General features: G+C 71.0%; 40 protein-coding genes and 1 pseudogene. 40 read left to right on the top strand and 1 reads right to left on the bottom strand.

Translation table 11 applies throughout. The features are described 5' to 3' along the window. The 39 genes and pseudogenes from tuf to rsmI all read left to right on the top strand — a co-directional run. Positions 1-287: pseudogene (gene tuf, locus MNZ39_RS16215) on the top strand (elongation factor Tu); the annotation flags it as partial. Positions 288-380: 93 nt separating this feature from the next. Continuing rightward, positions 381-686, top strand: coding sequence for a 30S ribosomal protein S10 (gene rpsJ, locus MNZ39_RS16210; protein ID WP_011421000.1), 306 nt, complete (start codon positions 381-383; stop codon positions 684-686). 11 nt (positions 687-697) lie between these two features. Beyond that, positions 698-1,318, top strand: a complete 621-nt coding sequence (rplD, locus tag MNZ39_RS16205; protein WP_242340122.1) for a 50S ribosomal protein L4 — start codon at positions 698-700, stop codon at positions 1,316-1,318. Beyond that, positions 1,315-1,608 carry a 50S ribosomal protein L23 gene (locus MNZ39_RS16200; RefSeq protein ID WP_242340121.1) on the top strand — a complete coding sequence of 98 codons (294 nt, stop codon included), beginning with the start codon at positions 1,315-1,317 and terminating at the stop codon, positions 1,606-1,608. The genes rplD and MNZ39_RS16200 overlap by 4 nt, the downstream gene beginning before the upstream one ends. Positions 1,609-1,630: 22 nt before the next feature. Continuing rightward, on the top strand, positions 1,631-2,479 hold the full coding sequence (gene rplB / locus MNZ39_RS16195; protein ID WP_242340120.1) for a 50S ribosomal protein L2: 849 nt from the start codon (positions 1,631-1,633) through the stop codon (positions 2,477-2,479). A gap of 23 nt (positions 2,480-2,502) precedes the next feature. Further along, on the top strand, positions 2,503-2,799 hold the full coding sequence (gene rpsS / locus MNZ39_RS16190; protein ID WP_242340119.1) for a 30S ribosomal protein S19: 297 nt from the start codon (positions 2,503-2,505) through the stop codon (positions 2,797-2,799). 13 nt (positions 2,800-2,812) lie between these two features. Next, positions 2,813-3,247, top strand: coding sequence for a 50S ribosomal protein L22 (gene rplV, locus MNZ39_RS16185; RefSeq protein ID WP_242340118.1), 435 nt, complete (start codon positions 2,813-2,815; stop codon positions 3,245-3,247). A gap of 30 nt (positions 3,248-3,277) precedes the next feature. Further along, positions 3,278-3,952, top strand: a complete 675-nt coding sequence (gene rpsC, locus MNZ39_RS16180; protein ID WP_242340117.1) for a 30S ribosomal protein S3 — start codon at positions 3,278-3,280, stop codon at positions 3,950-3,952. A 31-nt stretch (positions 3,953-3,983) separates the two neighbouring features. Then, positions 3,984-4,400, top strand: a complete 417-nt coding sequence (gene rplP, locus MNZ39_RS16175) for a 50S ribosomal protein L16 (protein ID WP_242340116.1) — start codon at positions 3,984-3,986, stop codon at positions 4,398-4,400. Between the two features lie 13 nt (positions 4,401-4,413). Beyond that, a complete protein-coding gene (gene rpmC / locus MNZ39_RS16170) occupies positions 4,414-4,635 on the top strand; it encodes a 50S ribosomal protein L29 (protein ID WP_242340115.1) in 222 nt (73 codons plus the stop codon). A gap of 5 nt (positions 4,636-4,640) precedes the next feature. After that, positions 4,641-4,898 carry a 30S ribosomal protein S17 gene (rpsQ, locus tag MNZ39_RS16165; protein ID WP_242340114.1) on the top strand — a complete coding sequence of 86 codons (258 nt, stop codon included), beginning with the start codon at positions 4,641-4,643 and terminating at the stop codon, positions 4,896-4,898. A 3-nt stretch (positions 4,899-4,901) separates the two neighbouring features. Beyond that, complete coding sequence (gene rplN, locus MNZ39_RS16160; protein WP_242340113.1) at positions 4,902-5,270, top strand: 50S ribosomal protein L14; 369 nt, start codon at positions 4,902-4,904, stop codon at positions 5,268-5,270. Between the two features lie 2 nt (positions 5,271-5,272). Continuing rightward, positions 5,273-5,587, top strand: coding sequence for a 50S ribosomal protein L24 (rplX, locus tag MNZ39_RS16155; protein ID WP_242340112.1), 315 nt, complete (start codon positions 5,273-5,275; stop codon positions 5,585-5,587). A gap of 99 nt (positions 5,588-5,686) precedes the next feature. Next, positions 5,687-6,229, top strand: coding sequence for a 50S ribosomal protein L5 (gene rplE, locus MNZ39_RS16150; RefSeq protein WP_242340111.1), 543 nt, complete (start codon positions 5,687-5,689; stop codon positions 6,227-6,229). An 11-nt stretch (positions 6,230-6,240) separates the two neighbouring features. Continuing rightward, positions 6,241-6,426, top strand: a complete 186-nt coding sequence (locus tag MNZ39_RS16145; protein ID WP_242340110.1) for a type Z 30S ribosomal protein S14 — start codon at positions 6,241-6,243, stop codon at positions 6,424-6,426. Positions 6,427-6,437: 11 nt separating this feature from the next. Further along, positions 6,438-6,836, top strand: coding sequence for a 30S ribosomal protein S8 (gene rpsH, locus MNZ39_RS16140; protein WP_242340109.1), 399 nt, complete (start codon positions 6,438-6,440; stop codon positions 6,834-6,836). Positions 6,837-6,849: 13 nt separating this feature from the next. Then, on the top strand, positions 6,850-7,392 hold the full coding sequence (rplF, locus tag MNZ39_RS16135; RefSeq protein ID WP_242340108.1) for a 50S ribosomal protein L6: 543 nt from the start codon (positions 6,850-6,852) through the stop codon (positions 7,390-7,392). Between the two features lie 59 nt (positions 7,393-7,451). Continuing rightward, positions 7,452-7,811, top strand: coding sequence for a 50S ribosomal protein L18 (gene rplR, locus MNZ39_RS16130; RefSeq protein ID WP_242340107.1), 360 nt, complete (start codon positions 7,452-7,454; stop codon positions 7,809-7,811). Positions 7,812-7,829: 18 nt separating this feature from the next. Next, a complete protein-coding gene (rpsE, locus tag MNZ39_RS16125; protein ID WP_242340106.1) occupies positions 7,830-8,336 on the top strand; it encodes a 30S ribosomal protein S5 in 507 nt (168 codons plus the stop codon). Positions 8,337-8,345: 9 nt separating this feature from the next. Then, positions 8,346-8,585, top strand: coding sequence for a 50S ribosomal protein L30 (gene rpmD, locus MNZ39_RS16120; protein ID WP_242340105.1), 240 nt, complete (start codon positions 8,346-8,348; stop codon positions 8,583-8,585). A gap of 36 nt (positions 8,586-8,621) precedes the next feature. Next, positions 8,622-9,116 carry a 50S ribosomal protein L15 gene (gene rplO / locus MNZ39_RS16115; protein ID WP_242340104.1) on the top strand — a complete coding sequence of 165 codons (495 nt, stop codon included), beginning with the start codon at positions 8,622-8,624 and terminating at the stop codon, positions 9,114-9,116. A gap of 72 nt (positions 9,117-9,188) precedes the next feature. Beyond that, positions 9,189-10,526: a preprotein translocase subunit SecY gene (secY, locus tag MNZ39_RS16110; protein ID WP_242340103.1), complete on the top strand. Its 1,338-nt coding sequence runs from the start codon at positions 9,189-9,191 to the stop codon at positions 10,524-10,526. Positions 10,527-10,577: 51 nt separating this feature from the next. Then, positions 10,578-11,222 carry an adenylate kinase gene (locus MNZ39_RS16105; protein ID WP_242340102.1) on the top strand — a complete coding sequence of 215 codons (645 nt, stop codon included), beginning with the start codon at positions 10,578-10,580 and terminating at the stop codon, positions 11,220-11,222. A gap of 19 nt (positions 11,223-11,241) precedes the next feature. Further along, positions 11,242-12,039 carry a type I methionyl aminopeptidase gene (gene map / locus MNZ39_RS16100; RefSeq protein WP_242340101.1) on the top strand — a complete coding sequence of 266 codons (798 nt, stop codon included), beginning with the start codon at positions 11,242-11,244 and terminating at the stop codon, positions 12,037-12,039. Positions 12,040-12,297: 258 nt separating this feature from the next. Beyond that, the gene (rpmJ, locus tag MNZ39_RS16095) at positions 12,298-12,414 is read left to right on the top strand and encodes a 50S ribosomal protein L36 (protein WP_242340100.1); all 117 of its coding nucleotides are present in this window, start codon (positions 12,298-12,300) and stop codon (positions 12,412-12,414) included. Positions 12,415-12,439: 25 nt separating this feature from the next. Further along, complete coding sequence (gene rpsM / locus MNZ39_RS16090) at positions 12,440-12,826, top strand: 30S ribosomal protein S13 (protein WP_242340099.1); 387 nt, start codon at positions 12,440-12,442, stop codon at positions 12,824-12,826. 128 nt (positions 12,827-12,954) lie between these two features. Continuing rightward, a complete protein-coding gene (gene rpsK / locus MNZ39_RS16085) occupies positions 12,955-13,338 on the top strand; it encodes a 30S ribosomal protein S11 (protein ID WP_242340123.1) in 384 nt (127 codons plus the stop codon). 14 nt (positions 13,339-13,352) lie between these two features. Beyond that, entirely contained in the window at positions 13,353-13,979 is a 627-nt protein-coding gene (gene rpsD / locus MNZ39_RS16080; protein WP_242340098.1) for a 30S ribosomal protein S4, read from the top strand. 187 nt (positions 13,980-14,166) lie between these two features. Continuing rightward, positions 14,167-15,186: a DNA-directed RNA polymerase subunit alpha gene (locus tag MNZ39_RS16075; RefSeq protein WP_242340097.1), complete on the top strand. Its 1,020-nt coding sequence runs from the start codon at positions 14,167-14,169 to the stop codon at positions 15,184-15,186. Positions 15,187-15,215: 29 nt separating this feature from the next. After that, a complete protein-coding gene (gene rplQ / locus MNZ39_RS16070; RefSeq protein WP_242340096.1) occupies positions 15,216-15,731 on the top strand; it encodes a 50S ribosomal protein L17 in 516 nt (171 codons plus the stop codon). A gap of 120 nt (positions 15,732-15,851) precedes the next feature. Next, on the top strand, positions 15,852-16,487 hold the full coding sequence (locus MNZ39_RS16065; RefSeq protein WP_242340095.1) for a phosphatase PAP2 family protein: 636 nt from the start codon (positions 15,852-15,854) through the stop codon (positions 16,485-16,487). 104 nt (positions 16,488-16,591) lie between these two features. Further along, on the top strand, positions 16,592-16,855 hold the full coding sequence (gene rpsP / locus MNZ39_RS16060) for a 30S ribosomal protein S16 (RefSeq protein ID WP_242340094.1): 264 nt from the start codon (positions 16,592-16,594) through the stop codon (positions 16,853-16,855). 10 nt (positions 16,856-16,865) lie between these two features. Next, a complete protein-coding gene (locus MNZ39_RS16055) occupies positions 16,866-17,096 on the top strand; it encodes a KH domain-containing protein (protein ID WP_242340093.1) in 231 nt (76 codons plus the stop codon). 1 nt (position 17,097) lies between these two features. Further along, on the top strand, positions 17,098-17,595 hold the full coding sequence (gene rimM / locus MNZ39_RS16050; protein ID WP_242340092.1) for a ribosome maturation factor RimM: 498 nt from the start codon (positions 17,098-17,100) through the stop codon (positions 17,593-17,595). 84 nt (positions 17,596-17,679) lie between these two features. Further along, positions 17,680-18,426, top strand: a complete 747-nt coding sequence (gene trmD, locus MNZ39_RS16045) for a tRNA (guanosine(37)-N1)-methyltransferase TrmD (protein WP_242340091.1) — start codon at positions 17,680-17,682, stop codon at positions 18,424-18,426. Between the two features lie 15 nt (positions 18,427-18,441). Then, positions 18,442-18,849 carry a 50S ribosomal protein L19 gene (gene rplS, locus MNZ39_RS16040; RefSeq protein ID WP_242340090.1) on the top strand — a complete coding sequence of 136 codons (408 nt, stop codon included), beginning with the start codon at positions 18,442-18,444 and terminating at the stop codon, positions 18,847-18,849. 115 nt (positions 18,850-18,964) lie between these two features. After that, positions 18,965-20,812 carry a hypothetical protein gene (locus tag MNZ39_RS16035; RefSeq protein ID WP_242340089.1) on the top strand — a complete coding sequence of 616 codons (1,848 nt, stop codon included), beginning with the start codon at positions 18,965-18,967 and terminating at the stop codon, positions 20,810-20,812. A gap of 3 nt (positions 20,813-20,815) precedes the next feature. Further along, positions 20,816-21,217, top strand: coding sequence for a YraN family protein (locus MNZ39_RS16030; protein ID WP_242340088.1), 402 nt, complete (start codon positions 20,816-20,818; stop codon positions 21,215-21,217). Further along, positions 21,214-22,095 carry a 16S rRNA (cytidine(1402)-2'-O)-methyltransferase gene (rsmI, locus tag MNZ39_RS16025; RefSeq protein ID WP_242340087.1) on the top strand — a complete coding sequence of 294 codons (882 nt, stop codon included), beginning with the start codon at positions 21,214-21,216 and terminating at the stop codon, positions 22,093-22,095. Before MNZ39_RS16030 ends, rsmI begins: the two co-directional genes overlap by 4 nt. A 37-nt stretch (positions 22,096-22,132) precedes the next feature. Here rsmI and MNZ39_RS16020 read toward each other — a convergent pair whose 3' ends face one another. Beyond that, positions 22,133-23,236, bottom strand: a complete 1,104-nt coding sequence (locus MNZ39_RS16020; RefSeq protein ID WP_242340086.1) for a GNAT family N-acetyltransferase — start codon at positions 23,234-23,236, stop codon at positions 22,133-22,135. Positions 23,237-23,300: 64 nt separating this feature from the next. Here MNZ39_RS16020 and MNZ39_RS16015 point away from each other — a divergent pair. Then, on the top strand, positions 23,301-23,601 hold a 301-nt coding region (locus MNZ39_RS16015; RefSeq protein ID WP_242340085.1), incomplete at its 3' end, for a GntR family transcriptional regulator.

Genomic DNA, 23,601 nt, shown 5'->3' with positions numbered 1-23,601 from the left:
CGCCGCACACCAAGTTCAAGGCCGAGGTGTACGTCCTGACGAAGGAGGAGGGTGGGCGCCACACGCCGTTCTTCAACGGCTACCGCCCGCAGTTCTACTTCCGCACGACGGACGTCACGGGTTCGGTGCAGCTCCCGGCGGGCGTCGAGATGGTGATGCCCGGCGACAACATCGCGATGGAGGTGGAGCTCATCACCCCGATCGCGATGGAGAAGGAGCTGCGCTTCGCGATTCGCGAGGGCGGCCGCACTGTCGGCGCGGGCGTCGTGGCCGAGGTCATCCAGTAGGTAGCACCACCGGCGAACGGCGGGGCCTCCGGTCCGCAGACGTTGCGGGCCGGCGCTCCGCGCCGCGCCGAGTGATGGAGAGAAGGCTTTCCGATGGCGACTCAGAAGATTCGGATCCGGCTCAAGGCCTACGACTACAAGCTGCTCGACCAGTCGGCCGGGGAGATCGTCGAGACCGCGAAGCGCACGGGCGCGAAGGTGGCGGGACCGATCCCGCTCCCCACCCGGATCAACAAGTTCACCGTTCTCCGCAGCCCGCACGTCGACAAGAAGTCGCGCGAGCAGTTCGAGATCCGCACGCACAAGCGGCTGCTCGACATCCTCGAGCCGACGCCTCAGACGCTCGACGCGCTCATGAAGCTCGACCTGTCGGCCGGCGTGGACGTGGAGATCAAGTAGTCGAGGACCCTATGGCCAAGTTCGACGTCTACGACCTCGACAAGAAGAAGGTGGGCGAGATCGAGCTCGCCGACGCCGTCTTCGCGGGCGAGGTGAACGAGCACCTCTTCTACGAGGTGGTGAAGGCGAAGCTCGCCTCCGATCGCTCGGGCACCCACGCCGTGAAGAACCGGTCCCTCGTGTCCGGCGGCGGCAAGAAGCCCTGGAAGCAGAAGCACACCGGCCGCGCCCGCCAGGGCTCGACCCGGGCGTCGCAGTGGGTGGGCGGCGGCAAGGCGATGGGGCCGAAGCCGCGCGACTACTCCTACGACGTGCCGAAGAAGGTCCGGAAGGCGGCCCTGCGCGCCGCGCTCGCGCTCCGCAGCCAGGAGCAGAAGCTCGTCATCGTGCAGGAGTGGAAGCCGGCGGAGCCGAAGACCTCCGCCGCGGCGAAGGTGCTCGCGAAGCTCGGCGCGAAGAAGGCGCTCGTCGTCGACGCGGCCGCGAACGCCTCGCTCGCGAGGAGCGTGCGCAACCTCGACGGCTCGGACTTCCTCGCCGCCGAGGGGCTCAACGTCTACGACATCCTGAAGCACGACGCGCTCGTGCTGACGGCCGAGACCGCGAAGAAGCTGGAGGCCAGCCTCTCATGAACCTCGCCATGCAGGACGTGGTGAAGCGTCCGCTCATCACCGAGAAGGCGGAGCAGGCCCGCGAGGCGTACCGCCAGTACGCCTTCGAGGTGCACCGGGACGCCACCAAGATCCAGGTGAAGCAGGCGGTGGAGAAGCTCTTCAACGTGCACGTCCTCGACGTGCGGACCGCCATCGCGCGCGGGAAGAACAAGCGCGTCGGCCGGAACGTCGGCCGCCGCCCCAACTGGAAGAAGGCCTTCGTGACCCTCAAGGAAGGCGAGACGATCGCCCTCTTCGAGGGGACGTAGAGGCGAGGGGACGGAGACCAACATGGCCCTCAAACAGTACAAGCCGACGAGCCCCGCCCGGCGGCTCATGACGGTGTCGGACTTCGCGGAGATCACGAAGTCCAAGCCGGAGAAGAAGCTCACGCAGCCCGTCCGCAAGTCGGGCGGCCGCAACGCGCACGGCCACATCACGACCCGCCACATCGGCGGCGGCCACAAGCGGCGCTATCGCGTGATCGACTGGCGGCGTGACAAGGACGGCGTGCCGGCCAAGGTCGCGGCGGTCGAGTACGACCCGAACCGCACGGCGCGCATCGCGCTCCTGCACTACGCCGACGGCGAGAAGCGCTACATCCTCGCGCCGGTGGGCGTGAACGTCGGGGACACGCTCGTCTCCGGCGAGACGGTCGACATCCGCCCGGGCAACGCGCTTCCGGTCAAGGCGATCCCGCTCGGCACGGTGCTCCACAACGTCGAGTCGCAGCCCGGCTCCGGCGGTAAGATGATCCGCTCCGCGGGCTCCTTCGGCCAGCTGATGGCGAAGGAGGGGCTGTACGCCCAGATCCGCATGCCCTCCGGCGAGGTCCGCAAGGTCCTCCAGGAGTGCCGCGCGACCATCGGCCAGCTCTCGAACGTCGAGAGCTCGAGCGTCAGGCTCGGCAAGGCGGGCAAGAGCCGCTGGCTGGGTAAGCGCCCGACCGTGCGCGGTCTCGCGATGAACCCGGTCGATCACCCGCACGGCGGCGGCGAGGGCAAGTCCGGCCAGGGCAACCCGCACCCGGTCTCGCCGTGGGGCCAGAAGACCAAGGGCCAGAAGACTCGCAATAACCGCCGCACTGACAAGTTCATCGTCTCGCGCCGCAAGCCCGGGCCGCGCAACACGCCCCAGTAGCGAGCGAGAAGGGACAGCGACTCATGGCGCGTTCGATCAAGAAGGGCCCGTTCGCGGACAAGCACCTCACGAAGAAGGTCGAGGACGCGAACAAGGGCAACAAGAAGTCGGTCATCAAGACCTGGTCGCGGCGGAGCACGATCCTGCCGGACTTCGTCGGCCACACGTTCGCGGTCCACAACGGGCGGAAGTTCGTCCCGGTGTTCGTGACCGAGAACATGGTCGGCCACAAGCTCGGCGAGTTCGCCCCGACGCGCACCTTCCACGGCCACTCGGCCGAGAAGAAGGCCGCGGCGGCGCCGGCGCCGGCCAGGAAGTAGCGAGGGAACGGACATGGCCGAGACCCAGACCACGAAGAAGGGCGCCAAGCGCGTTCGCCAGCCGGTGCCCGCGCGCCGTTCCAAGCCGAACCGGCCCGCGAAGCCGGCGCCGGGGCCGCACGCATCCCTCAGCTTCCTCCGCGTCGCGCCGCGCAAGGTGCGGCTCGTCGCGAACGAGGTGCGGGGCATGCCCGTCGGCGACGCGCTCGCGGTGCTCAAGTTCACGCCCCAGGCGGCCGCGAAGCACCTCTCGAAGCTCATCCGCTCGGCGGTCGCGAACGCGGAGCAGAACGGCGGCCGCGTCGACGTCGACGCGCTCGTCGTGAAGACGCTGACGGTGGACCAGGGCCCGAAGATGCGGCGCTTCATGCCGCGCGCGATGGGCCGCGCCTTCCGCATCGAGAAGAAGACGAGCCACGTCTACGTCGAGCTCGGAACCGCGCAGTAGCCTGGAACCCAAGGGAATCGAGGAGAGCACATGGGACAGAAAGTCCATCCGATCGGGTTCCGGCTCGGCGTCATCCGGTCCTGGGATTCGAAGTGGTACGAAGAGAAGAACTACGCGAAGTGGCTCCACGAGGACATCCACCTCCGCGAGTACGTGAAGGAGAAGCTCGGCCAGGCCGGCATCTCCCGCATCGAGATCGAGCGCGCCGCGAACAAGGTGAAGATCAACGTCCACACCGCGCGGCCGGGCATCGTGATCGGCAAGCGGGGGGCGGGGATCGAGACGATCAAGAAGGAGCTGCAGGGCAAGACCGAGAACGAGGTCTACCTGAACGTCGTCGAGGTCCGTAAGGCCGAGACGGACGCCCAGCTCGTCGCGGAGAACATCGCGACCCAGCTCGAGCGGCGCATCGCGTTCCGCCGCGCCATGAAGAAGGCGGTCCAGACCGCCCTCAAGTTCGGCGCGAAGGGCATCCGCGTGGCTTGCTCCGGCCGCCTCGGCGGCTCCGAGATGGCGCGGTACGAGTGGTACCGCGAGGGCCGCGTCCCGCTCCACACGCTCCGCGCGGACATCGACTACGGCTTCGCCGAGGCGAAGACCACCTACGGCAAGATCGGCTGCAAGGTCTGGATCATGCGCGGCGAGGTGCTGCCGCAGACCACCCCTGTGCGCCAGCCGCGGAGCAGCGGCGGCGCCCGGCCCTGAGCCGCGCCCAGGACACCTCTAGGAGACGCACATGCTTCAGCCGGCGCGAACGAAGTACCGCAAGATGATGAAGGGCCGCATGCGGGGGAAGGCCTACCGCGGCTCGGATCTGAACCAGGGCGAGTACGGCCTGCAGGCCACCGAGTGCGGCTGGCTCACCTCACGCCAGATCGAGGCCGCGCGCGTGGCGATCACCCGCTACGTGAAGCGGGGCGGCAAGCTCTGGATCCGGGTCTTTCCGGACAAGCCCATCACGAAGAAGCCCGCCGAGACTCGAATGGGCACCGGCAAGGGCAACGTGGAGTACTACGTGGCCGTCGTGAAGCCGGGCCGCGTCCTCTACGAGCTCTCCGGCGTCGACGACGAGTCTGCGAAGAAGGCGTTCCACCTCGCCGCCCACAAGCTGCCCGTCGCGACCAAGGTCGTGAAGCGCGGCACCACGCTGTAGGAGGGAACGAGCGATGGCGACCGTCAACGAGCTGCGCGACCTGGAGCGGAAGGATCTCCTCGCCCGCGCGGCGGAGCTGAAGCAGACGCTCTTCGATCTCAAGAACAAGCACTCGACCGGCGTGCTCGACTCGACCGCCGACCTCGCCAAGACCAAGCGCGAGATCGCGCGCATCCTCATGGTCGCGCGCGAGAAGGAGCTCGCCGCGGCCCAGGCCGGGAAGGCGAAGGAGTGATCGACATGGAGCGCGGCAACCGCAAGTCCCGCATCGGCGTGGTCGTCTCGAACAAGATGGCGAAGACCGTGGTCGTCAAGGTCGAGCGCCGGGTGACCGACCCGAAGTACGGGAAGATCGTGAAGCGCGCCGAGAAGTACAAGGCGCACGACGAGAACAACGACTGCCAGATCGGCGACAAGGTCCGGATCGTCGAGACGCGTCCGATGTCCAAGGACAAGCGCTGGCGCGTCGCCGAGACCCTCGAGAAGGCGGAGGTCTAGGCCATGATCCAGCAGCAGACGATGCTCGACGTCGCCGACAACTCCGGCGCGAAGAAGGTCCAGTGCATCAAGGTGCTCGGGGGCACCCGCCGCAAGTACGCCTCGATCGGCGACGTGATCGTCGTCTCGGTCAAGGAGGCGATCCCCCAGGCCAAGGTGAAGAAGGGCGAGGTCGCCCGCGCCGTCATCGTGCGCACGAGCCGCGAGGTCAAGCGGCCGGACGGCAGCTACATCCGCTTCGACGGGAACTCGGCGGTCCTCATCAACAAGGACCTCGAGCCCATCGGCACGCGCATCTTCGGGCCGGTGGCGCGCGAGCTCCGCGCCCGGAAGTTCATGAAGATCATCAGCCTCGCGCCGGAGGTGCTGTAACCATGCCGGGCATCCGCAAGGGCGACACGGTCAAGATCATCGCCGGCAAGGAGAAGGGGAAGCAGGGCAAGGTCCTCGAGCTCCTTCCCGAGAAGGGCCGCGTCCGCATCGAGAAGCTCATGACCGTGAAGCGCCACCTGAAGAAGGGGCGCAGCCAGGCCACGCCGGAGGGCGGGATCCTCGAGAAGGAGGGCACCGTCGCCATCTCCAACGTGATGGTGCTCCAGGGCGACAAGCCCGTCCGCCGCGAGAAGATCGCGCGCGACCTCGGCGCCAAGGAGAAGGCCCGGTCCGACAAGAAGAAGGCCGCGAAGTAGGCGGGGTTTCCGCCGTCGGGATTTGGACGGCGCGGAGAGTTCGTAGGAAAACGCATCGCCCGGCACGGGAAGAGGCCGGCCGAAGGCAAGGAGAGCACGATGGCAGCGCGTCTGAAGGAGCGGTACGAGCAGGAGGTCCGCTCCGAGCTGATGAAGGAGTTCGGGTTCACGAACCCGATGCAGGCCCCGAAGCTCGAGAAGATCGTCGTGAACATGGGGCTCGGTGAGGCGATCAACAACGGCAAGATCATCGACGCCTCCGTCGAGCAGCTGTCCTCCATCACCGGCCAGAAGCCGGTCGTGACGAAGGCGCGCAAGTCCATCGCGAACTTCAAGCTGCGCCAGGGCCAGTCGATCGGGGCGATGGTCACGCTCCGCGGCGATCGCATGTACGAGTTCTTCGACCGCCTGGTGTCGATCGCCCTCCCGCGCGTACGCGACTTCAAGGGCGTCTCGCCCAAGGCGTTCGACGGGAAGGGCAACTACACGCTCGGCGTGCGCGAGCAGATCATCTTCCCCGAGATCAACTACGACAAGGTCGAGAAGATCAAAGGGATGAACATCACGGTCGTCACGACCGCCCGGAACGACGAGGAGGGCCGAGCGCTCCTTCGCCACCTCGGCATGCCGTTCCGTCAGTAAAAGGAGATCCCATGGCGAAGCTTTCGAAGATGGCGCAGGCCAAGCGCAAGCTGAAGTTCCCGGTCCGGCAGTACAACCGCTGCCCGCTGTGTGGCCGGCCCCGCGCGTTCCTGCGCAAGTTCCAGATGTGCCGTCTCTGCTTCCGCCAGCGCGCGCTGCAGGGCGAGATCACCGGCGTCATCAAGTCGAGCTGGTAAGGGAGACGCGAATGAGCTTCACCGATCCCATTGGCGACATGCTGACGCGCATCCGCAACGCCTCGAACGCGCGTCACGAGAAGGTCCTGGTCCCCACGTCCCGGCTGAAGGTCCGCATCGCCGAGGTCCTCCGCGAGGAGGGCTTCATCAAGGACTTCGTCCTTCACCAGGACGGGCCCCAGGGCGCGATCACCATCGTCCTCAAGTACAGCGGCGACCGTGAACCGGCGATCAGCGACATCAAGCGGGTCTCGAAGCCGGGGCTGCGGCGCTACGTGCCGACCGACTCGATTCCACGCGTGCTGAACGGCATGGGCATCGCGATCCTCTCCACGTCGAAGGGCGTGATGGTGGACCGCGAGGCTCGCAAGCAGAAGGTCGGCGGCGAGCTGATCTGCACCGTCTGGTAAGGGAGCGACCGAGATGTCTCGCATCGGCAAGCTGCCCGTCAAAATCCCGGAGAAGGCGAAGGTCTCCGTGGACGGCCACCTCGTGAAGATCGAGGGGCCCAAGGGCAAGATGTCCTTCCCCACGAACCCGCGCGTGAAGGTCGCGGTCGACAAGGGCGAGGTGACGGTCACGCGCCCCGACGACTCCCCCGAGTCGAAGGGTCTGCACGGCCTCACCCGCACGCTGGTCAAGAACGCGCTCGATGGCGTCGTGAAGGGCTACGAGCGCGGCCTGGAGATCAGCGGCGTCGGCTTCAAGGCCGAGGTGAAGGGGAAGGATATCCACTTCGCCCTCGGCTTCTCGCACCCGGTGGTGTTCAAGCTGCCGGAGGGCGTGACCGCCGAGGTCGACGCGAAGCAGACGAAGCTCACGGTGAAGGGCGTGGACAAGCACCTCCTCGGCCTCACCGCGGCCAAGATCCGCGCGCTCCGCCCGCCCGAGCCGTACAAGGGCAAGGGCATCAAGTACGCGGAGGAGATCGTCCGCCGCAAGGAAGGCAAGACCGGCGCCGCCTAGGCCGGCATCCACCCCGCTCATGCGGCGGCTGAACCGTCGCCGCCGCAAGGAGGAACGTCATGGCGCAGCACGTCACGTCGCGCGAGAAGCGCAGGGCTCGCATCCGCCGGAAGATCTCCGGCACCGCCGCGCGCCCCCGGCTCACCATCTACAAGAGCCTCAAGCACATGTACGCCCAGCTCGTGGACGACACGACGGGCACCACCCTGGTCTCCGTTGCCACGAACGCGAAGGCGATCAAGGACGAGATCAAGGACGACGACAAGACCGCTGCGGCGAAGCGCGTGGGCGCGGCCCTCGCGAAGGCGGCCATGGCGAAGGGGATCGAGGCGGTCGTGTTCGACCGCAACGGGTTCGACTACCACGGGCGCGTCGAGGCGGTGGCCGCGGCCGCGCGCGAGGCCGGGCTCAAGTTCTAGGTGACGGAAAGGTTTCGAATGGCTACTCCCATCAACGCGAACGAGCTCGACCTCCAGGACAAGGTCGTCCACATCAACCGCGTGGCGAAGGTCGTGAAGGGCGGCCGCCGGTTCAGCTTCTCGGCGCTCGTCGTCGTCGGCGACGGCAACGGCTACGTCGGCGTGGGCCTCGGGAAGGCGAACGAGGTCCCGGAGGCGATCCGCAAGGGCGGCGACCAGGCGAAGAAGAACCTCTTCAGGGTTCCGCTCGTCGGGACGACGATCCCCCACGAGGTGCTCGGTCACTTCGGCGCGGGCTGGGTGCTCCTCAAGCCCGCGGGCGAGGGCACCGGCGTCATCGCCGGCGGCACCGTTCGCGCGGTCCTCGAGGCGGCCGGCATCCGCAACGTCCTGACGAAGTGCCAGGGCTCGCGCAACCCGCACAACGTCCTCAAGGCGACCGTGGCGGGCCTGAAGAGGCTGCGCTCCGCGGACGACGCCGCCCGCGCGCGCGGCAAGCAGGCCGCCGAGCTCGGCGGGGCGTAAGGAGACATCATGGCTGCCATCCAGGTGAAGCTCGTCCGCGGGCTCGCGGGCTGTCCCGCCGCGCATCGGACGATCGTCGCGGGCCTCGGCCTCAAGAAGCGCGATTCCACGAAGATCCTGCCCGACACGCCGCAGACGATGGGGATGATCGCGAAGGTCTCCTACCTCGTCGAGTGGGAGCGGGTAGACCAGCCTGCGCCCGAGGGGCGTAAGGCCAGGAAGGCGAAGGCGACGGCCCGGCAGGGTTAGACAGCCGTCCGCCCCGTGATAAAAGGAGAACGCTCCATGTCGCTTTCCAAGCTCAAGGCGCCCAAGGGCGCGAACCGCGAGCGCACGCGCGTCGGCCGTGGCCAGGCATCCGGCCTCGGCAAGACGGCGGGCCGCGGCGGCAAGGGCCAGAAGGCCCGCTCCGGCAACATGCACTTCGAGGGGTTCGAGGGCGGCCAGATGCCGCTCCAGCGTCGCCTCCCGAAGTTCGGCTTCAAGAACGTCTTCCGCCGCGACCTCGAGGAGGTCAAGGTCGGCGATCTCGAGGGCCTCACCGGCCTCGTCGATCCCGCCGCGCTGAAGAGCGCGGGGCTCGTGCGCGGGAACCGCGACGGCGTCGTCCTCCTGGGCGGCGGCGAGCTCAAGAGCGCGGTCACCGTCAAGGTGCACCGCGTGACCGCCGGCGCCCGCGCCGCGGTGGAGAAGGCGGGCGGCAAGGTGGAGGTCATCCCCGCGCCCGTCACGATGTACGAGAAGGCCAAGGCCGCGAAGAAGGCTCAGGCGAAGAAGTAGGGCGGGGATGGCACGACGGCGGCCGCGCCACGCGGCGCGCCGCGCGTCGGGCGCAGGGCGAAAGGGGACCGCATGGCAGTCAGCGGGCTTGTGAACATCTTCAAGATCGCGGAGCTCCGGAAGCGGCTCCTCTTCAGCCTCGGGATGCTCGCCGTCTACCGGCTCGGCATCTACGTCACCACTCCCGGCGTGGACCGGCAGGCGATGCAGAACGTCGTCTCGTCCGGCAACCTGCTCGGGCTCCTGAACTTCTTCTCCGGCGGCGCTTTCGAGCAGCTGTCGATCTTCGCGCTCGGCATCATGCCGTACGTGTCGGCGTCGATCATTTTGCAGCTCCTCACCGTGGTCGTCCCGGCCCTCGAGAAGCTGCAGAAGGAAGGCGAGCTCGGGCGGCGCAAGATCACCCAGTACACGCGCTACCTCACGGTCGTGCTCTCGGCCATCCAGGGCTACGGGATCGCCACCTACCTCGAGACGCTGCGCGACCCCGCCGGCATCGCGGTGGTCGCCGATCCGGGCTGGGGCTTCCGGCTCCTGACCATGATCTCGCTCGCCGCCGGCACCTCGTTCATCATGTGGATGGGCGAGCAGATCACCGAGCGCGGGGTCGGCAACGGCATCTCGCTCATCATCTTCGCCGGCATCGTCGCGCGCGCCCCCGCCGCGGCGTGGAACACCTACCGCTCCTTCCGCGCGCCGGGCTCCCAGATCAGCGAGCTCGGAGTCGTCGTCCTCCTCGCCATCATGGTGGTGGTGATCGGGGCGATCGTCTTCGTCGAGCGCGGGCAGCGCCGCATCCCCGTCCAGTACGCGAAGCGCGTCGTCGGCCGGAAGCTCTACGGCGGCCAGTCGACGCACCTGCCGCTGAAGGTGAACACCTCGGGCGTCATCCCGCCGATCTTCGCGTCGTCGCTGCTGCTCTTCCCGGCGACGCTCGCGGGCTGGTTCCCGGCGCTGAGCCGCGTGTCCACCGCGATCCAGGCGGGCAGCTGGATCTACAACGTGCTCTACGTCGTCCTCATCATCTTCTTCGCCTACTTCTACACCGCGGTGACGTTCAACCCGGTGGACGTCGCCGACAACCTCAAGAAGTACGGCGGCTACATCCCGGGCATCCGGCCGGGCAAGAAGACGGCGGACTACATCGACTACGTCCTGTCGCGCATCACGTTCGGCGGCGCGATCTACCTCGCCGCGGTGTGCGTGCTGCCCACGATCCTCACCAACGAGTTCAACATCAACTTCTACTTCGGCGGCACCTCGCTGCTCATCGTGGTGGGCGTCGCGCTCGACACGGTGCAGCAGATCGAGGGACACCTCATCACGCGGCACTACGAGGGCTTCACCGGCCCCCGCGGCCCGCGGATCCGTGGCCGCAGGCTCTCGACAGGACAGGCCGTCAACGCCTGACGCACGGTGGGCCTCGCGAGGCGCGAGGCCCGCTGCGTCTCGGAGGTCGCGATGATCCTCATCCTGCTCGGACCGCCGGGGGCCGGCAAGGGCACCCAGGCGAAGCTGCTCTCCGCCGAGTTCCACGTCCCGCACATCTCGACGGGCGACATGTTCCGCGACCACAAGGCGCGCGGGACCGAGCTCGGCAAGCAGATCCAGGCGATCATGGACGCAGGCGGCCTCGTGACGGACGACGTCACGAACGCCCTCGTGAAGGACCGCCTGTCCCGGCCCGACGTCGCCGACGGGTTCATCCTCGACGGCTACCCGCGCACGATCGCGCAGGCGGAGTACCTCGACGGGCTGCTCCAGTCGATGGGCCGCTCCCTCACGCGCGTCGTCTCGTATGACGTCGCCGAGGAGGCGGTCGTCGAGCGCATCAGCGGCCGGCGAAGCTGCCCGAAGTGCGGCGCCGTCTACCACGTCTCGGCCAATCCGCCGCGGCGCATGGGCTACTGCGACCGCGACGGCGAGGGGCTCGTCCAGCGCGACGACGACAAGCCCGAGAACGTGAAGAAGCGGATGGCCGAGTACGGCAACAAGACCGAGCCGCTGAAGCGCTTCTACCGCGAGCGCGGCCTGCTCGCGAACGTCGACGGCATCGGCACGCCGGAAGGCATCCTCGCCGCCACGAGGGCGGTCCTCCCGAAGTAGGGCCGCGGCGACGCGAATGATGGACGGGCGCGCACGCGAGCGCATCGACCTGCGCACGCGCGACGAGATCGCGCGGATCCGCGAGGCGTGCCTCGTCGTGCACGCGGTGCTCGACGAGCTGGAGGCGGCGGTGGCGCCGGGGGTCACGACGGCCGAGCTCGACCGGCTCGCCCGGACGCGTGCCCGCGACCGCGGCGCCGAGCCGGCGTTCCTCGGGTACCACGGCTACCCGGCGTCGCTCTGCGTCTCGGTGAACGACGAGGTGGTCCACGGTATCCCCTCCGAGGGACGCGTCCTGCGGGAGGGCGACATCGTCGGCCTCGACTTCGGGGTCGTGCTCGGCGGCTGGTTCGGCGACTCGGCGCGCACGGTGCCGGTCGGCCGGGTGAGCGCGGAGGCGACGCGGCTGCTCGAGGCGACGCGCGAGTCGCTGCGGCGCGCCATCGCGGCGGCGGGGCCGGCCGCCCACGTCGGCGATCTCGGCGCCGCCGTGCAGGCGTGCGTCGAGCCGCAGGGCTATTCGGTCGTCCGGGACTTCGTGGGCCACGGCATCGGGCGGCGGCTCCACGAGGCGCCCCAGGTCCCGAACTTCGGGACCCGCGGCTCCGGGACCGCGCTGCGGCCCGGGATGGTCCTCGCCATCGAGCCGATGGTGAACGCGGGCGGGCGCGCGGTGGAGACGCTCGAGGACGGCTGGACCGCCGTGACCGCCGACGGCAGCCTCTCGGCGCACTTCGAGCACACGGTGGCGATCACGGAGGATGGGCCCGAGGTGCTCACCCTCGGGAGGGGCGGGCCGGTCGGGGGGAGCAGATAGGGCAAGTACCGGGGCGGATCCCGGGCAGGCCCACGCGGAGCCGCTTGCAGCCGCGGTTTCGCTATGTTATAGGGCCCGCTTCGTTGAGGCCGCTCGAGTCGGGTGGCCTCCCGGGAAAGCCCGGAGAATACGGGCGGCTACGCCGGGCGCGCCACGGAGCGCTACCGAGCCGCCAGGCCCGCCGGCCGTAGCGGCGGGGTTTTTCGTCTTTGGAGCAGGACTTCGTGGTTCGAAACCACGAGCGGAAGGGAACGGGTCATGAAGGTCCGCGCGTCGGTCAAGAAGGTTTGCGACAAGTGCAAGGTCATCAAGCGCAAGGGCACCGTGCGGATCATCTGCCCGGCCAACCCCCGCCACAAGCAGCGCCAGGGCTAGGGCCCGGCGAGTAACGGAGAGACGAATGGCTCGCATCGCCGGCGTCGACCTCCCCCGCGAGAAGCGGATCGAGGTCGCCCTCCAGTACATCTACGGCATCGGCAAGACGACCGCGCAGGCCGTCTGCGACCGCGCCAAGGTGGACGTCACCACGCGGACGAAGGACCTCACGGACGACGAGGTCCGTCGCATCCGCGAGACCATCGAGCAGAACGTGAAGGTCGAGGGCGACCTCCGTCGTGAGATCTCGCTCAACATCAAGCGGCTCATGGATCTCGGCGCCTACCGCGGCCTGCGTCACCGCAAGGGCCTGCCGGTCCGCGGTCAGCGCACCCACACGAACGCGCGCACGCGGAAGGGTCCGAAGAAGGGCCTCGTGCGGAAGCCCGCCGCCGCCCCGGCGCCGAAGTAACCGAACGCCTCAAGACCGGAGAGCTCAGAGTGGCTGACGAGAAGCAGCAGACGAAGAAGCCGGAGGAGGCCGCCGCCGCACCCTCGGCGCCGAACCTCGGCGGCATCGAGCCGGTGACCGCCTCGCCCGTGACCCCGAAGAAGGGGAAGAAGCGGGTGAAGAAGAACATCGCGGCGGGCATCGTGCACATCGCCTCGACCTTCAACAACACGATGATCACGATCTGCGACGCCTCCGGGAACGTGATCTCGTGGTCGAGCGCGGGCGCGCGCGGCTTCAAGGGCTCGCGCAAGTCGACCCCGTTCGCCGCCCAGGTCGCCGCCGGTGACGCCGCCGCCAAGGCGATGGAGCACGGCCTCAAGACCGTCTCGGTGCTCGTGAAGGGGCCGGGCGCGGGCCGCGAGTCGGCGCTCCGCGCGCTCTCGGCCGCCGGGCTCAAGATCACGCTCATCCGGGACGTGACCCCGATCCCGCACAATGGCTGCCGGCCGCCGAAGCGCCGCCGCGTCTAGTCAGGAGAACGAACGTGGCTCGCTACAACGAAAGCGTCTGCCGGCTCTGCCGCCGGGAGAACCTCAAGATGTACCTGAAGGGCGACCGGTGCTACACCGACAAGTGCGCCATCGAGCGCCGCCCTTACCCTCCCGGCCAGCACGGCCAGGGGCGCGTGAAGTTCTCGGAGTACGGCGTCCAGCTCCGTGAGAAGCAGAAGGTGAAGCGGATGTACGGCCTCCTCGAGGCCGGGTTCCGCCACGCCTACCAGAACGCCGCCGCCGCCAAGGGCAAGACCGGCGAGAACCTGCTCCAGACGCTCGAGCTCCGGCTCGACAACGTCGTGTTCCGCCTCGGCTTCGCCGACACGCGCAACGAGGGGCGGCAGCTCGTCCGGCACGGCCACTTCAAGGTGAACGGCCGCAAGGTCAACATCCCGAGCTACATGTGCCGCGCGGGCGACAAGATCGAGCTGCGGGATCGCTCGAAGAAGGTCGTCCGGATCAGCGAGGCGCTCGAGGCGGTCGACCGCCGCGGCGTCCCCGGCTGGCTGGAGCTCGACAAGGGCGGCTTCAAGGGCACGGTGAAGACCCAGCCTTCGCGCGAGGACATCACCATGCCGATCCAGGAGCAGCTCATCGTCGAGCTGTACTCGAAGTAGTCGAGCGCCCTTCGGCAGGCTCAGGGCGAGCGGTCCGGCGCGCCGGACGCGGTCAGAGCCTTCGAGCGGGTCGGCGAGCAAGAGACGCCGGCCCGCTCATCACATCCAAGGAGTCGCGCGTCCCACGGATCCCCCACCGCCTGGCTGAGCGGACGAGGGGAGGGGGCGGCGGCAGAGGAGACAGCCCATGGTCGATCCGATCGTCACGAAGAACTGGCGCGATCTCATCAAGCCGCGCGGCCTGGTCGTGGACCAGGAGAGCCTCTCGAACACCTACGGGAAGTTCGTCGCCGAGCCGCTCGAGCGCGGCTTCGGCATCACCCTCGGCAACTCGCTCCGGCGCGTGCTGCTCTCGAGCCTGCAGGGCGCCGCGATCACCTCGGTGAAGATCGAGGGCGTCGAGCACGAGTTCATGACGATCCCCGAGGTCGCCGAGGACGTCACCGACATCATCCTCAACCTCAAGGAAGTCCTCCTCCAGATCCACACCAACGAGGTGAAGACCCTCCGGATCGAGGCGGACGGGCCCCGCGAGATCAAGGCCGGCGACATCATCGCCGACGGCCAGGTCGAGGTCCTGAACCCCGGCCACCACGTCCTCACCATCAGCGAGGGCGGCCGGGTCCGGATGGAGCTCACCGCGCGCCGCGGCCGCGGCTACGTCCCGGCGGACAAGAACAAGGTGCCGGGGCAGCCCATCGGCACCATCCCGATCGACGCGCTCTTCAGCCCGATCCGGAAGGTGAACTACCAGGTCACGAACGCCCGCGTCGGCCAGCAGACCGACTACGACAAGCTGACGCTCGAGGTCTGGACCGACGGGTCGGTCGCGCCGAACGACGCCGTGGCCTACGCCGCCAAGATCGTGAAGGAGCAGCTCTCGATCTTCATCAACTTCGACGAGGCCGAGGAGCCCGCCGAGGAGCTGAAGCCGGTCGAGGAGCAGAAGCTCAACGAGAACCTCTTCCGCTCGGTGGACGAGCTCGAGCTCTCCGTCCGCAGCGCGAACTGCCTCCAGAACGCGAACATCAAGACCATCGGGGATCTCGTCCAGAAGACCGAGGCCGAGATGCTGAAGACGAAGAACTTCGGCCGGAAGTCGCTCAAGGAGATCAAGGAGATCCTGGCCGAGATGGGCCTCTCGCTCGGGATGAAGCTCGAGAACTGGCCGCCGAAGGCGGCGCCGCAGGGCGCCCCCAAGGTCTAGCGAACCTGGACCGATAGGAGACACCCAAGATGAAGCACCGCGTCGTCGGCCGCCGGCTCGATCGCACCACCGAGCACCGCACGGCCATGCTGAGAAACATGGTGACGTCGCTCTTCCGCCACGAGCGCATCGTCACGACCACGCCCAAGGCGAAGGAGCTGAAGCGCTTCGCCGACAAGGTCATCACGCTCGCCAAGCGCGGCTCCGCGCACCACCGGCGGCTCGCGAACCGCGAGGTGAAGGACGTCGAGGTCCTGAACAAGCTCTTCGACTCCCTCGCCGGGCGCTTCAAGGCGCGGCCCGGCGGCTACACGCGGATCGTCCGCGTCGGCCGCCGCGTCGGCGACAACGCCGAGATGGCCGTGATCGAGCTCGTCGACCGCGCCCCCGCGCAGGCCGAGGGCGAGGGCGAGGGCGAGGGCGAGAAGAAGACCGCCAAGGCGAAGGAGCCCAAGGCCCCCAAGGCGAAGGCGCCGAAGAAGGCCGCCGCCGCGAAGCCGAAGGCCAAGGCCAAGGCCAAGGCCAAGAAGGGCGCCGAGGAGTAATCCGGGCGCTCCCCCGCAGGGCCGCCTGGGCCGCGCGCGAGCCGTTCGCGCGCGGCCCTTTCGTTTTCGCCGTCCCGCCTTCCGCACAGGGGGCCGCGCTGGTACAAACGGACCGCCCCGATGCCGCCGCTCTACGCCCAGGATCCGCTCGGAGCCGCGAACGCCGCGCTCCAGTCCCGAGCGCTCGAGCTGCCCATGGCGGCGCTGCTCGTGGCGTGCGAGCCGTGGATGCTCGTCCTCGTCGCCCTCGCGCTCTACTCGTGGCTCGAGGGGGAGGTCCGAGGGGTCCTGAAGGCGGTCGCGCCGGCAGCGATCTCCATCCTCCTCGCGGTGGGGGTCGCGCTCGCCGCCCGCGCGGCGGGGGCCGCGCCCCGTCCCCTGGAGGCGAGCGGCTTCGCGCCGCTCCTCCGCGCGGCGTTCCCAGCGCCTCACGCCGCCGGCGTCGCGGCGTTCGCGACCTTCTCGCTCCTCGTCTACGGCAGGCGAGCGCTCACCGTGCTGGCCCTCGCGGCGCTCTGCGCGATGGCGCGGGTCCGGATGGGGTCTCACTGGGCCGCCGACCTCGCGGCGGGAGGCATGCTCGGCGTGCTGGCCGCGGGGGTGACCTACGTCGCGGCGCTGCGCTTGCTCCCCCGGGGGCACCTCTCGGCGCTGCGTGCGCGCCGCCTGCCGCGGGCGCCCCGCCAGCGTGGCGCGGCGAATCCGGGGGGCGAGGCGGCCGAGCGGGACGCAGAGCCCGGCGCCGGCTCGTCTTGACACCCAGCCTAAGTTGGCGTAAAGAAACCCACTTTTCGTGGAGTCCCCGCCGCGCCTGGCCGGGGAAAACGCTCCGCGTTCCAAGGATTTAGGAGGCAGGACACATGGCAGTGGTTCTTCGGCTGTCGCGCGCGGGCACGCACAAGGCGCCCTTCTATCACGTGGTCGCCACCGACTCGCGCAACTCCCGCGACGGCAAGTACATCGAGGACGTCGGCATCTACGATCCGACGCTCGTGCCCGAGCGGATCGAGCTCAAGGTCGAGCGCATCGAGCACTGGCTCAAGGTCGGCGCGAAGCCCAGCGAGACCGTCGCGATGATCCTCAAGCGCGCCAAGGGCGCGGCGCCGGCCGAGAAGAAGGCGTAGGGCGGCTCCGATGCGCGACCTCGTCCTCTGGCTCGCCAGCGAGCTCGTCGAGCGGAAGGACGCGGTGAAGGTCGAGGTGCTCGAGCGCGATCGCGCGACGGTCCTCGAGCTCTCCGTCGCCCCCGACGATCTCGGGCGCGTCATCGGGCGAGGTGGCAAGACCGCGAAGGCGCTCCGGACCGTGCTCGACGCCGCCGCCCGCAGGGAGGGACGCCGGGCGGTGCTCGACATCCTCGACTGACGTGGCGCTCGTCCGGCTCGGCAAGGTCGTCCGGGTCATCGGCCTGAAGGGCCACCTCGGGGTGGCCGGGACCGAGGGCGCGCTCACGACGGTGACTCGGATCGCGCTCCGGCGCGGAGACGAGCCCGAGCCGCCGATGCGGGAGGTGGTCGAGGCGCGGCCGCAGGGCCGGGTCTGGGCGGTGAAGGTGGAAGGGGTCTCCGACCGGACGTCGGCGGAGGCGTGGGTCGGGGCGGAGGTGCTCGCGCATCGCGAGGACCTGCCGGAGCCAGGCGAGGCGCGGCACTACTGGGCCGACCTCGAGGGCCTGCCGGTGGTCACGGCGGCGGGCGCGGCGGTCGGGACGGTGACGGGGCTGTACGACACGGGCGGCGTGGACGTGCTCGTGGTGACGACGGAGGACGGCGGAGAGAAGCTCGTGCCGCTCGCGCCGTACGTCGAGGTGGACGTCGCGGGGCGGCGCGTGGTGGTGGATCCGCCCGAAGGGCTTCTGGACTAGAGCGCAGAGACGGAAGGAGGCCGCAGGAGACGAGGACGTGAGGTTCGGCCGGTTCACGACGAGCGGGGATCCCGCGGAGGCGCGATGAGCGCGCGGCTCGAGGTGGAGATCCTGACGCTGTTCCCGCGGATGTGCGAGGGGTACCTCGCGGAGAGCATCCTCGGGAAGGCGCGCGAGGCAGGGCTCGTGTCGGTGACCGTGTCGGACGTCCGGGAGCACGCCCGGGGCAAGCACCGCGTGACCGACGACGCGCCCTACGGCGGCGGCGCCGGCATGGTGATGAAGCCCGAGCCGCTCACGGAGGCCATCGAGGCGGCGCGGTCCAGGCTGCCCGGCGCGCTCGTCGTGATGACGAGCCCGCGGGGCCTGGCGCTGGACCAGGCGCTGGCGCGGCGGCTCTCGACTCACGGCAAGCTCGTCCTCGTCTGCGGCCGTTACGAAGGGGTGGATGAGCGGGTGCTGGCGGCGGTGGACATGGAGGTCTCGATCGGAGACTTCGTCCTGACGGGCGGCGAGATCGCGGCGCTCTGCGTCGTCGACGCCGCCGCGCGGCTCGTGCCGGGCGTGCTCGGCAACGAGGCGTCCGCCGGCGCAGAGAGCTTCGCGGGCGAGGACACGTTCCTCGAGTACCCGCAGTACACGAGGCCCCCGGAGTTCCGGGGGATGAAGGTTCCGGAGGTCCTCCTCTCGGGAGACCACCGGCGCATCGAGCGGTGGCGGCGGCGCGAGGCGCTGCGCGTCACGCGCGAGCGGAGGCCGGACCTCTTCGCGAGGGCGCGCCTCACGGAGAACGACCTCCGGCTCATCGACGCCGGAGACGACGAGCTGTAAAGGAGAGCATCGATCATGCTGCGCAAGGCGATTGCCGACATCCAGGCGAAGTACGTGCGGAACGACGTCCCCGAGCTCCGCTCCGGGGACAGCGTCCGCGTCCACACGAAGATCAAGGAGGGCGACAAGGAGCGCATCCAGATCTTCGAGGGCGTGGTCATCGCCTACCGGCGGGGCACCCCCGGGTCGTCGATGTTCACGGTCCGGAAGATGAGCTACGGGGTGGGCGTGGAGCGCATGTTCCCGGTCCACAGCCCGCGGATCGACAAGATCGAGGTCCTGGGCCACGGCGAGGTCCGCCGCTCGCGCCTGTACTACCTGCGCGAGCTGCAGGGGAAGGCGGCCCGCCTCCACCAGGAGGAGGGCCCGACTCCCGGCGCCGCCGTCGCGGCTCCGCCTCCCGCGGCTCCGCCGCAGGCCTGACGTTCCCCTCTGGCGACGAGGTGGGAGCGCGCCTCCGGTGCGCTTCCACCTCCTCGCTCGTGCGCGTGCGCGCCTTCCCGGGCCGCGCGTCGGGCGCTAACATGCGCCCCCGAGCGTGATCCTCCTCGAGTTCGCAGCGCAGGGCGTGCGTGGCGTGGCGCCTTCGGGCGGCCGCGCGACGCTTCGTCCCGGCTACAACGTCGTCGCCGCGGACGGCCCCGCGCTGCGGCGCCTCCTCGAGGCGCTGCTGCACCCGGATCCGCGCGACGCGGAGGCGCTGCCGCGTGCGGGCAGCGGCCCCGCGGGCGCGGGCATGCGCGCGGGGCTGACCCTCGTCGGCGACGACCGCGTCACCTACCGGCTCGTGCGCGACTTCGCGGTCGGCTGCCAGCTCCACCGGTTCGACGCGGAGAAGCGGGCGTTCGCGCCGGTCTCGCAGGAGCTCGCCGAGATCCGCGAGCTCCTCCGCTCGACCGTGGGCGTCCCCACCCCGGCGCGCCTCTCCGCGCTGCTCTCGCTGTCCGCGGCGGAGCTGCCCTCGCGGCAGGGCCCGGGCGTGGAGCCGTCCCGCGCCGCCCCCCCGCGCGCGATGCTCTCGCCTGAGCAGGCGCGCCGTCGCGTCGCCCAGCTCGAGGCGGAGCTCGCGCAGGCGCGCGTCGCCGAGGGGCTCCAGGAGCGCCTGGATCGGCTGCAGGCGCGGCTCGCCGCGCTGGGGGAGGCGCTCCGCGCCGGAGATCGCCTCCGCGACGGTCTCGAGCGCGCGCTCGAGGCGCGCGCGGAGCTCGACGCGGCGGCGGCCGCCGGCGCCGCGCTCGGCGACGCAGAGGCGAAGCTCGTCGCGTACGAGCGAGGGAGCGCGCGCCGCGCGGAGGCGATCGAGCGCGCCGCGGCGGAGCGCGCCACGCTCGACGAGGTGGACGCGCGGGGGGCGCCGGTGGCGCCCTGGCGCGGGATCCCGTTCTGGGCCGGGGCAGGCGCCGGCCTCGCGCTCGCGCTCGGCGGCGCCGCCGCGGCGGCGGCCGGGTCGGAGCTCCGCCACGCGGCGCTCCTCGCGGTGCCCGCCTTCGGCACCGCGGCGTGGGTGGCGTGGGAGTGGGTCGGCCGCCTCGAGGCGTGGGAGCGCGTCTCACGCCGCAGGCGCGTCGTCGACGACTGGGAGCGGAAGCTCCAGGGGGCGTTCGAGCGCGACGCGCAGGAGGTTCGCGCGGCGCTCAAGACGGCCGGCGTGCAGGGCGTGCCGGAGCTCCGCGAGCTGCTCTCGCGGGTCGAGGACGCGGACGCGGTCGTCGCGGAGTGGCGCCGCCGGGTCGCCGAGTGGCAGGCCGCGCCGGAGGCGCAGCGCCTGGCCGCGGAGCGGGCGCAGGTGGAGGGAGAGCTGCGGGCGGCGGAGGCGACCTTCTCCGAGCAGGCCGGCGGCTTCGTGCGCGATCCTGCGTCGATCGAGGGCGAGCTCCGGCGGCTCCAGGCGGAGGCGGCGGTCGCGATCCGGCAGGAGGCGCCCGCGCCGCCGCCGCGTGCGACGCCCGCTCCCGGCGGCGATGCGCTGCGCCTCCTCGTAGAGCGCGCCGCCGCGGAGGGCGGCGCGAGCCCGGCCGCGGTCGTCCGCGGCCTCGCCGCCAAGGCGTCCCAGACGCTCTCCGGGATCTCCTTCCAGCGGCTCCAGGCGCTCGGCGCCGACGAGCGCGGGAACCTCTCCGTCCAGGTGAGCGGCCGGGTCGTGGCGGCCGCGACGCTGCCGCCCGCGGATCGCGATCTCGTGTTCCTCGCGATCAAGCTGGCGCTCCTCGAGCAGGCGCTCGCCGGCGGCAAGGGCGTCGCCATCGTCGAGGACGCGTTCGCGGGGCTCTCGGACGGCGCGCGGCGCTTCGCGGCGCGGCTCCTGAAGCAGCTCGCCCGCCCGGGACAGCTCCTCCACGCCACGGCCGATCCGGCCTTCCGGGAGGCGGCCGATCACGCCGCGTGAGGCATGACGGGCGGCGAGGCGCAGCAGGGCGACCGGCGCGCCCGCGGGCGGGAGGCGGAGGCGATCGCCGCCGAGTTCCTCGTCCGGGAGGGCTTCGAGATCCTCGACCGCAACCACGGCACGCCGCGCGGTGAGGTGGACCTCGTCTGCCGCGAGGGCGGGATCGTGTGCTTCGTCGAGGTGCGGAGCCGCTCCTCGGACGCGCAGGGCGGACCGGAGGAGACGGTCGGTCGGGGCAAGGCGCGCCGCGTGGTGGCCGCCGCGACCGACTGGGCGCTCCGGAACGGCGGCCTCGAGCAGGAGCTGCGCTTCGACGTGGTCGCGGTCACGTTCGAGGAGGCGGGGCCGCGGGTGGAGCTCTACCGCGGGGCGTTCGACGGCGAGGGGAAGCCGGGGCTGTGGTGACCGAGGCGAACGAGCGGAATGAGGGCCGGCGCGGCACGCTGTACGTGGTCGCGACGCCGATCGGGAACCTGGGCGACCTCTCGCCGCGCGCCGCCGAGGTGCTCCGCAGCGTCCGGGCGGTCGCGGCCGAGGACACGCGCAGGACGCTGAAGCTCTACGCGCACCTCGGCGCGCCCGCGCCCGCGCTCCTGTCGCTCCCGGCCTTCGACGAGCGCGGCCGCGTGGCGGCGATCGTCGAGCGGCTCGTCGCGGGCGAGTCCGTCGCGCTCTGCACGGACGCCGGCACGCCGGGCGTCTCGGATCCGGGCGCGGCGCTCGTCGCGGCCGCCTGGGCGGCGGGCGCGACCGTCGTGCCCATCCCCGGCCCGAGCGCTGCGCTCGCCGCGCTCGCCGCGTCGGGCTTCCCCGCCGACCGGTTCCTCTTCACCGGGTTCCTGCCGCGCAAGGGCGCGGGACGCGCCGAGGCCCTCGCGCTCCTCGCCGCCACGCCGGCGACGCTCGTGCTCTACGAGGCGGGGAACCGGACGCGCGAGACGCTCGAGGATCTGGCCGAGGCGCTCGGCGACCGGGAGGCGCTCGTCGCGCGCGAGCTGACGAAGCTCCACGAGGAGCTCCTGCGCGGGCGCCTCCGCGAGCTCGCCGCCCGGCTCGCGGACGAGGTCCGCGGCGAGGTGACGCTCGTCGTCTCGAGCGAGGGGGCCGCGCCACCCGCGCGGCCGGCGCCGGAGGTGCCGCTCGCGGACGAGCTCGCGCGCAGGCTCGCGGCGGGCGAGCCTCCGTCGGCGATCGCGCGCGAGGTCGCCCGCGCCCGCGGGCTGAAGCGCGCCGACGTCTACGCGGCCCTCGAGCGGCTGAAGCACGGCGCGAAGCCGGAGTAGGAAGGGGCTTCGAGCGGCGCCGGGATGGCGCGCTACTCTAGAGGCCGCGATCGCCGCTCGAGGGCGCCTCGCGGCGCGCTCCGTCCAGGCCGGCGGCGCGGTCGAGCACCATGTCCGAGGAGCCGGGGAAGCGCGGGGGCGTGGCCGCCACGTCCACGAAGCCGTACCGCGCGTAGAGCCCCTGTGCGTCGCGCGTGGCGAGGCAGACGAAGCGCGTCCGCCGCACGGCGGGGTGGTCGAGGAGCAGCGTCATCACCCGCTTGCCGAGGCCCTGTCCGCGCCAGGACCGCGCGACCACCACGTCGTAGATCCAGGCGCGCCGCCCGTCCGACACCGCGCGCGCGGAGGCGACGAGCGCGCCGTCCGGCGACCGCGCGCCCACCCAGGCCGTCGCCCCGAGGTGAGCGGGCCCGATGAGCTCCCGCGCGACCCCCTCCCACCAGTACTCGCCGCCGAGGAGCGTCTCCACGGCCGGGAGGTCCTCGGGTCCGAGGGCGGCGTGCAGCCGGACCCCCTCCGCCGCGAGGAAGGGAGGCGTGGGCGCCGCGGGGTTCGCCTCGCGGATCGCCTCGATCGCCTGGGGGTCGCCGGGGGCGCCACGCTCCCACAGGCCGAGGAGGATGCGCTCGATCTCCCCGGGCGTCCGGTTCTGCAGGAGCTTCCACTTTCCGTCGATCCGCTCGAAGGGCACGAAGAAGACCCGCACGCCCTCGAGCTCGCCGCGGTAGAGCGGATCGCCGGCGTCGATGGGCCGGTACCGCCCCTCGGGCTGCCAGCGGCGCATGAGGGCCTCGAGGGCCCGGGCCTTCGTGGCGGGATCCTCCACCGCCGTGAGCGTCCCGTGCACCTGCACGCTCCGGAAGAGGGTGGTGGCGGGGCAGGCGCGCACCGGGTCCACCATCCAGCTCGGGACGTGCGCCACCACCTCCTCGGCGGACACCACCGCCGGTCGGCCGAGGCAGGTCGCCTTCTCGCCGGCGTGGGCGCCGTGGAAGAAGACGCCGTCCTCGAGCACCGCTGCGTCGAGCGCGCGCAGCACGGGCGCGCCCGCGGGGGTGGTGGTGGCGAGGTGCACGACCGGCGCGCGGGCGAGGAGCGCCAGCGCGCGGGCCGGGTCGGCGCGGAAGATCTCTCGTCTCATGCCGGGAGCGTGGCCCGGCGCTGGTCCTGCGAAAAGGTCCAGTCCTGATAAACTCACTGGACCAGTGCGCACCTGGACCCTCGCCCTCGCCCTCGATCGCGACGACCCCGCGCCGCTCGCGGTGCAGATCGCCCGCGGCCTCGCCGCGCGCATGCGCTCGGGCGCGCTCGAGCCCGGGGCGGCGCTCCCCTCGAGCCGCGAGCTCGCCCGCGCGCTGGCGGTGCACCGCAACACGGTCCTCGCCGCGTACGGCGAGCTCGCCGCCGAGGGCTGGATCGAGGCCGCCCGGGCGCGAGGCACGTTCGTGTCGCGCGAGCTGCCCGCCCGTCCGCCGCGGCGCTTCGCGCCCCCGCCCGCGGGGCGCG

The organism is Anaeromyxobacter sp. SG66, assembly GCF_022690805.1.
Classification (GTDB): domain Bacteria; phylum Myxococcota; class Myxococcia; order Myxococcales; family Anaeromyxobacteraceae; genus Anaeromyxobacter; species Anaeromyxobacter soli.
This window is presented reverse-complemented; position numbering and strand designations above follow the sequence as displayed.

Excerpts from the sequence above, each read along its gene's own strand:
- rpsJ (WP_011421000.1), top strand. The coding sequence starts at position 381 with ATGGCGACTCAGAAGATTCGGATCCGGCTCAAGGCCTACGACTACAAG.
- rplD (WP_242340122.1), top strand. The coding sequence starts at position 698 with ATGGCCAAGTTCGACGTCTACGACCTCGACAAGAAGAAGGTGGGCGAG.
- MNZ39_RS16200 (WP_242340121.1), top strand. The coding sequence starts at position 1,315 with ATGAACCTCGCCATGCAGGACGTGGTGAAGCGTCCGCTCATCACCGAG.
- rplB (WP_242340120.1), top strand. The coding sequence starts at position 1,631 with ATGGCCCTCAAACAGTACAAGCCGACGAGCCCCGCCCGGCGGCTCATG.
- rpsS (WP_242340119.1), top strand. The coding sequence starts at position 2,503 with ATGGCGCGTTCGATCAAGAAGGGCCCGTTCGCGGACAAGCACCTCACG.
- rplV (WP_242340118.1), top strand. The coding sequence starts at position 2,813 with ATGGCCGAGACCCAGACCACGAAGAAGGGCGCCAAGCGCGTTCGCCAG.
- rpsC (WP_242340117.1), top strand. The coding sequence starts at position 3,278 with ATGGGACAGAAAGTCCATCCGATCGGGTTCCGGCTCGGCGTCATCCGG.
- rplP (WP_242340116.1), top strand. The coding sequence starts at position 3,984 with ATGCTTCAGCCGGCGCGAACGAAGTACCGCAAGATGATGAAGGGCCGC.
- rpmC (WP_242340115.1), top strand. The coding sequence starts at position 4,414 with ATGGCGACCGTCAACGAGCTGCGCGACCTGGAGCGGAAGGATCTCCTC.
- rpsQ (WP_242340114.1), top strand. The coding sequence starts at position 4,641 with ATGGAGCGCGGCAACCGCAAGTCCCGCATCGGCGTGGTCGTCTCGAAC.
- rplN (WP_242340113.1), top strand. The coding sequence starts at position 4,902 with ATGATCCAGCAGCAGACGATGCTCGACGTCGCCGACAACTCCGGCGCG.
- rplX (WP_242340112.1), top strand. The coding sequence starts at position 5,273 with ATGCCGGGCATCCGCAAGGGCGACACGGTCAAGATCATCGCCGGCAAG.
- rplE (WP_242340111.1), top strand. The coding sequence starts at position 5,687 with ATGGCAGCGCGTCTGAAGGAGCGGTACGAGCAGGAGGTCCGCTCCGAG.
- MNZ39_RS16145 (WP_242340110.1), top strand. The coding sequence starts at position 6,241 with ATGGCGAAGCTTTCGAAGATGGCGCAGGCCAAGCGCAAGCTGAAGTTC.
- rpsH (WP_242340109.1), top strand. The coding sequence starts at position 6,438 with ATGAGCTTCACCGATCCCATTGGCGACATGCTGACGCGCATCCGCAAC.
- rplF (WP_242340108.1), top strand. The coding sequence starts at position 6,850 with ATGTCTCGCATCGGCAAGCTGCCCGTCAAAATCCCGGAGAAGGCGAAG.
- rplR (WP_242340107.1), top strand. The coding sequence starts at position 7,452 with ATGGCGCAGCACGTCACGTCGCGCGAGAAGCGCAGGGCTCGCATCCGC.
- rpsE (WP_242340106.1), top strand. The coding sequence starts at position 7,830 with ATGGCTACTCCCATCAACGCGAACGAGCTCGACCTCCAGGACAAGGTC.
- rpmD (WP_242340105.1), top strand. The coding sequence starts at position 8,346 with ATGGCTGCCATCCAGGTGAAGCTCGTCCGCGGGCTCGCGGGCTGTCCC.
- rplO (WP_242340104.1), top strand. The coding sequence starts at position 8,622 with ATGTCGCTTTCCAAGCTCAAGGCGCCCAAGGGCGCGAACCGCGAGCGC.
- secY (WP_242340103.1), top strand. The coding sequence starts at position 9,189 with ATGGCAGTCAGCGGGCTTGTGAACATCTTCAAGATCGCGGAGCTCCGG.
- MNZ39_RS16105 (WP_242340102.1), top strand. The coding sequence starts at position 10,578 with ATGATCCTCATCCTGCTCGGACCGCCGGGGGCCGGCAAGGGCACCCAG.
- map (WP_242340101.1), top strand. The coding sequence starts at position 11,242 with ATGGACGGGCGCGCACGCGAGCGCATCGACCTGCGCACGCGCGACGAG.
- rpmJ (WP_242340100.1), top strand. The coding sequence starts at position 12,298 with ATGAAGGTCCGCGCGTCGGTCAAGAAGGTTTGCGACAAGTGCAAGGTC.
- rpsM (WP_242340099.1), top strand. The coding sequence starts at position 12,440 with ATGGCTCGCATCGCCGGCGTCGACCTCCCCCGCGAGAAGCGGATCGAG.
- MNZ39_RS16075 (WP_242340097.1), top strand. The coding sequence starts at position 14,167 with ATGGTCGATCCGATCGTCACGAAGAACTGGCGCGATCTCATCAAGCCG.
- rplQ (WP_242340096.1), top strand. The coding sequence starts at position 15,216 with ATGAAGCACCGCGTCGTCGGCCGCCGGCTCGATCGCACCACCGAGCAC.
- MNZ39_RS16065 (WP_242340095.1), top strand. The coding sequence starts at position 15,852 with ATGCCGCCGCTCTACGCCCAGGATCCGCTCGGAGCCGCGAACGCCGCG.
- rpsP (WP_242340094.1), top strand. The coding sequence starts at position 16,592 with ATGGCAGTGGTTCTTCGGCTGTCGCGCGCGGGCACGCACAAGGCGCCC.
- MNZ39_RS16055 (WP_242340093.1), top strand. The coding sequence starts at position 16,866 with ATGCGCGACCTCGTCCTCTGGCTCGCCAGCGAGCTCGTCGAGCGGAAG.
- trmD (WP_242340091.1), top strand. The coding sequence starts at position 17,680 with ATGAGCGCGCGGCTCGAGGTGGAGATCCTGACGCTGTTCCCGCGGATG.
- rplS (WP_242340090.1), top strand. The coding sequence starts at position 18,442 with ATGCTGCGCAAGGCGATTGCCGACATCCAGGCGAAGTACGTGCGGAAC.
- MNZ39_RS16030 (WP_242340088.1), top strand. The coding sequence starts at position 20,816 with ATGACGGGCGGCGAGGCGCAGCAGGGCGACCGGCGCGCCCGCGGGCGG.
- MNZ39_RS16020 (WP_242340086.1), bottom strand. The coding sequence starts at position 23,236 with ATGAGACGAGAGATCTTCCGCGCCGACCCGGCCCGCGCGCTGGCGCTC.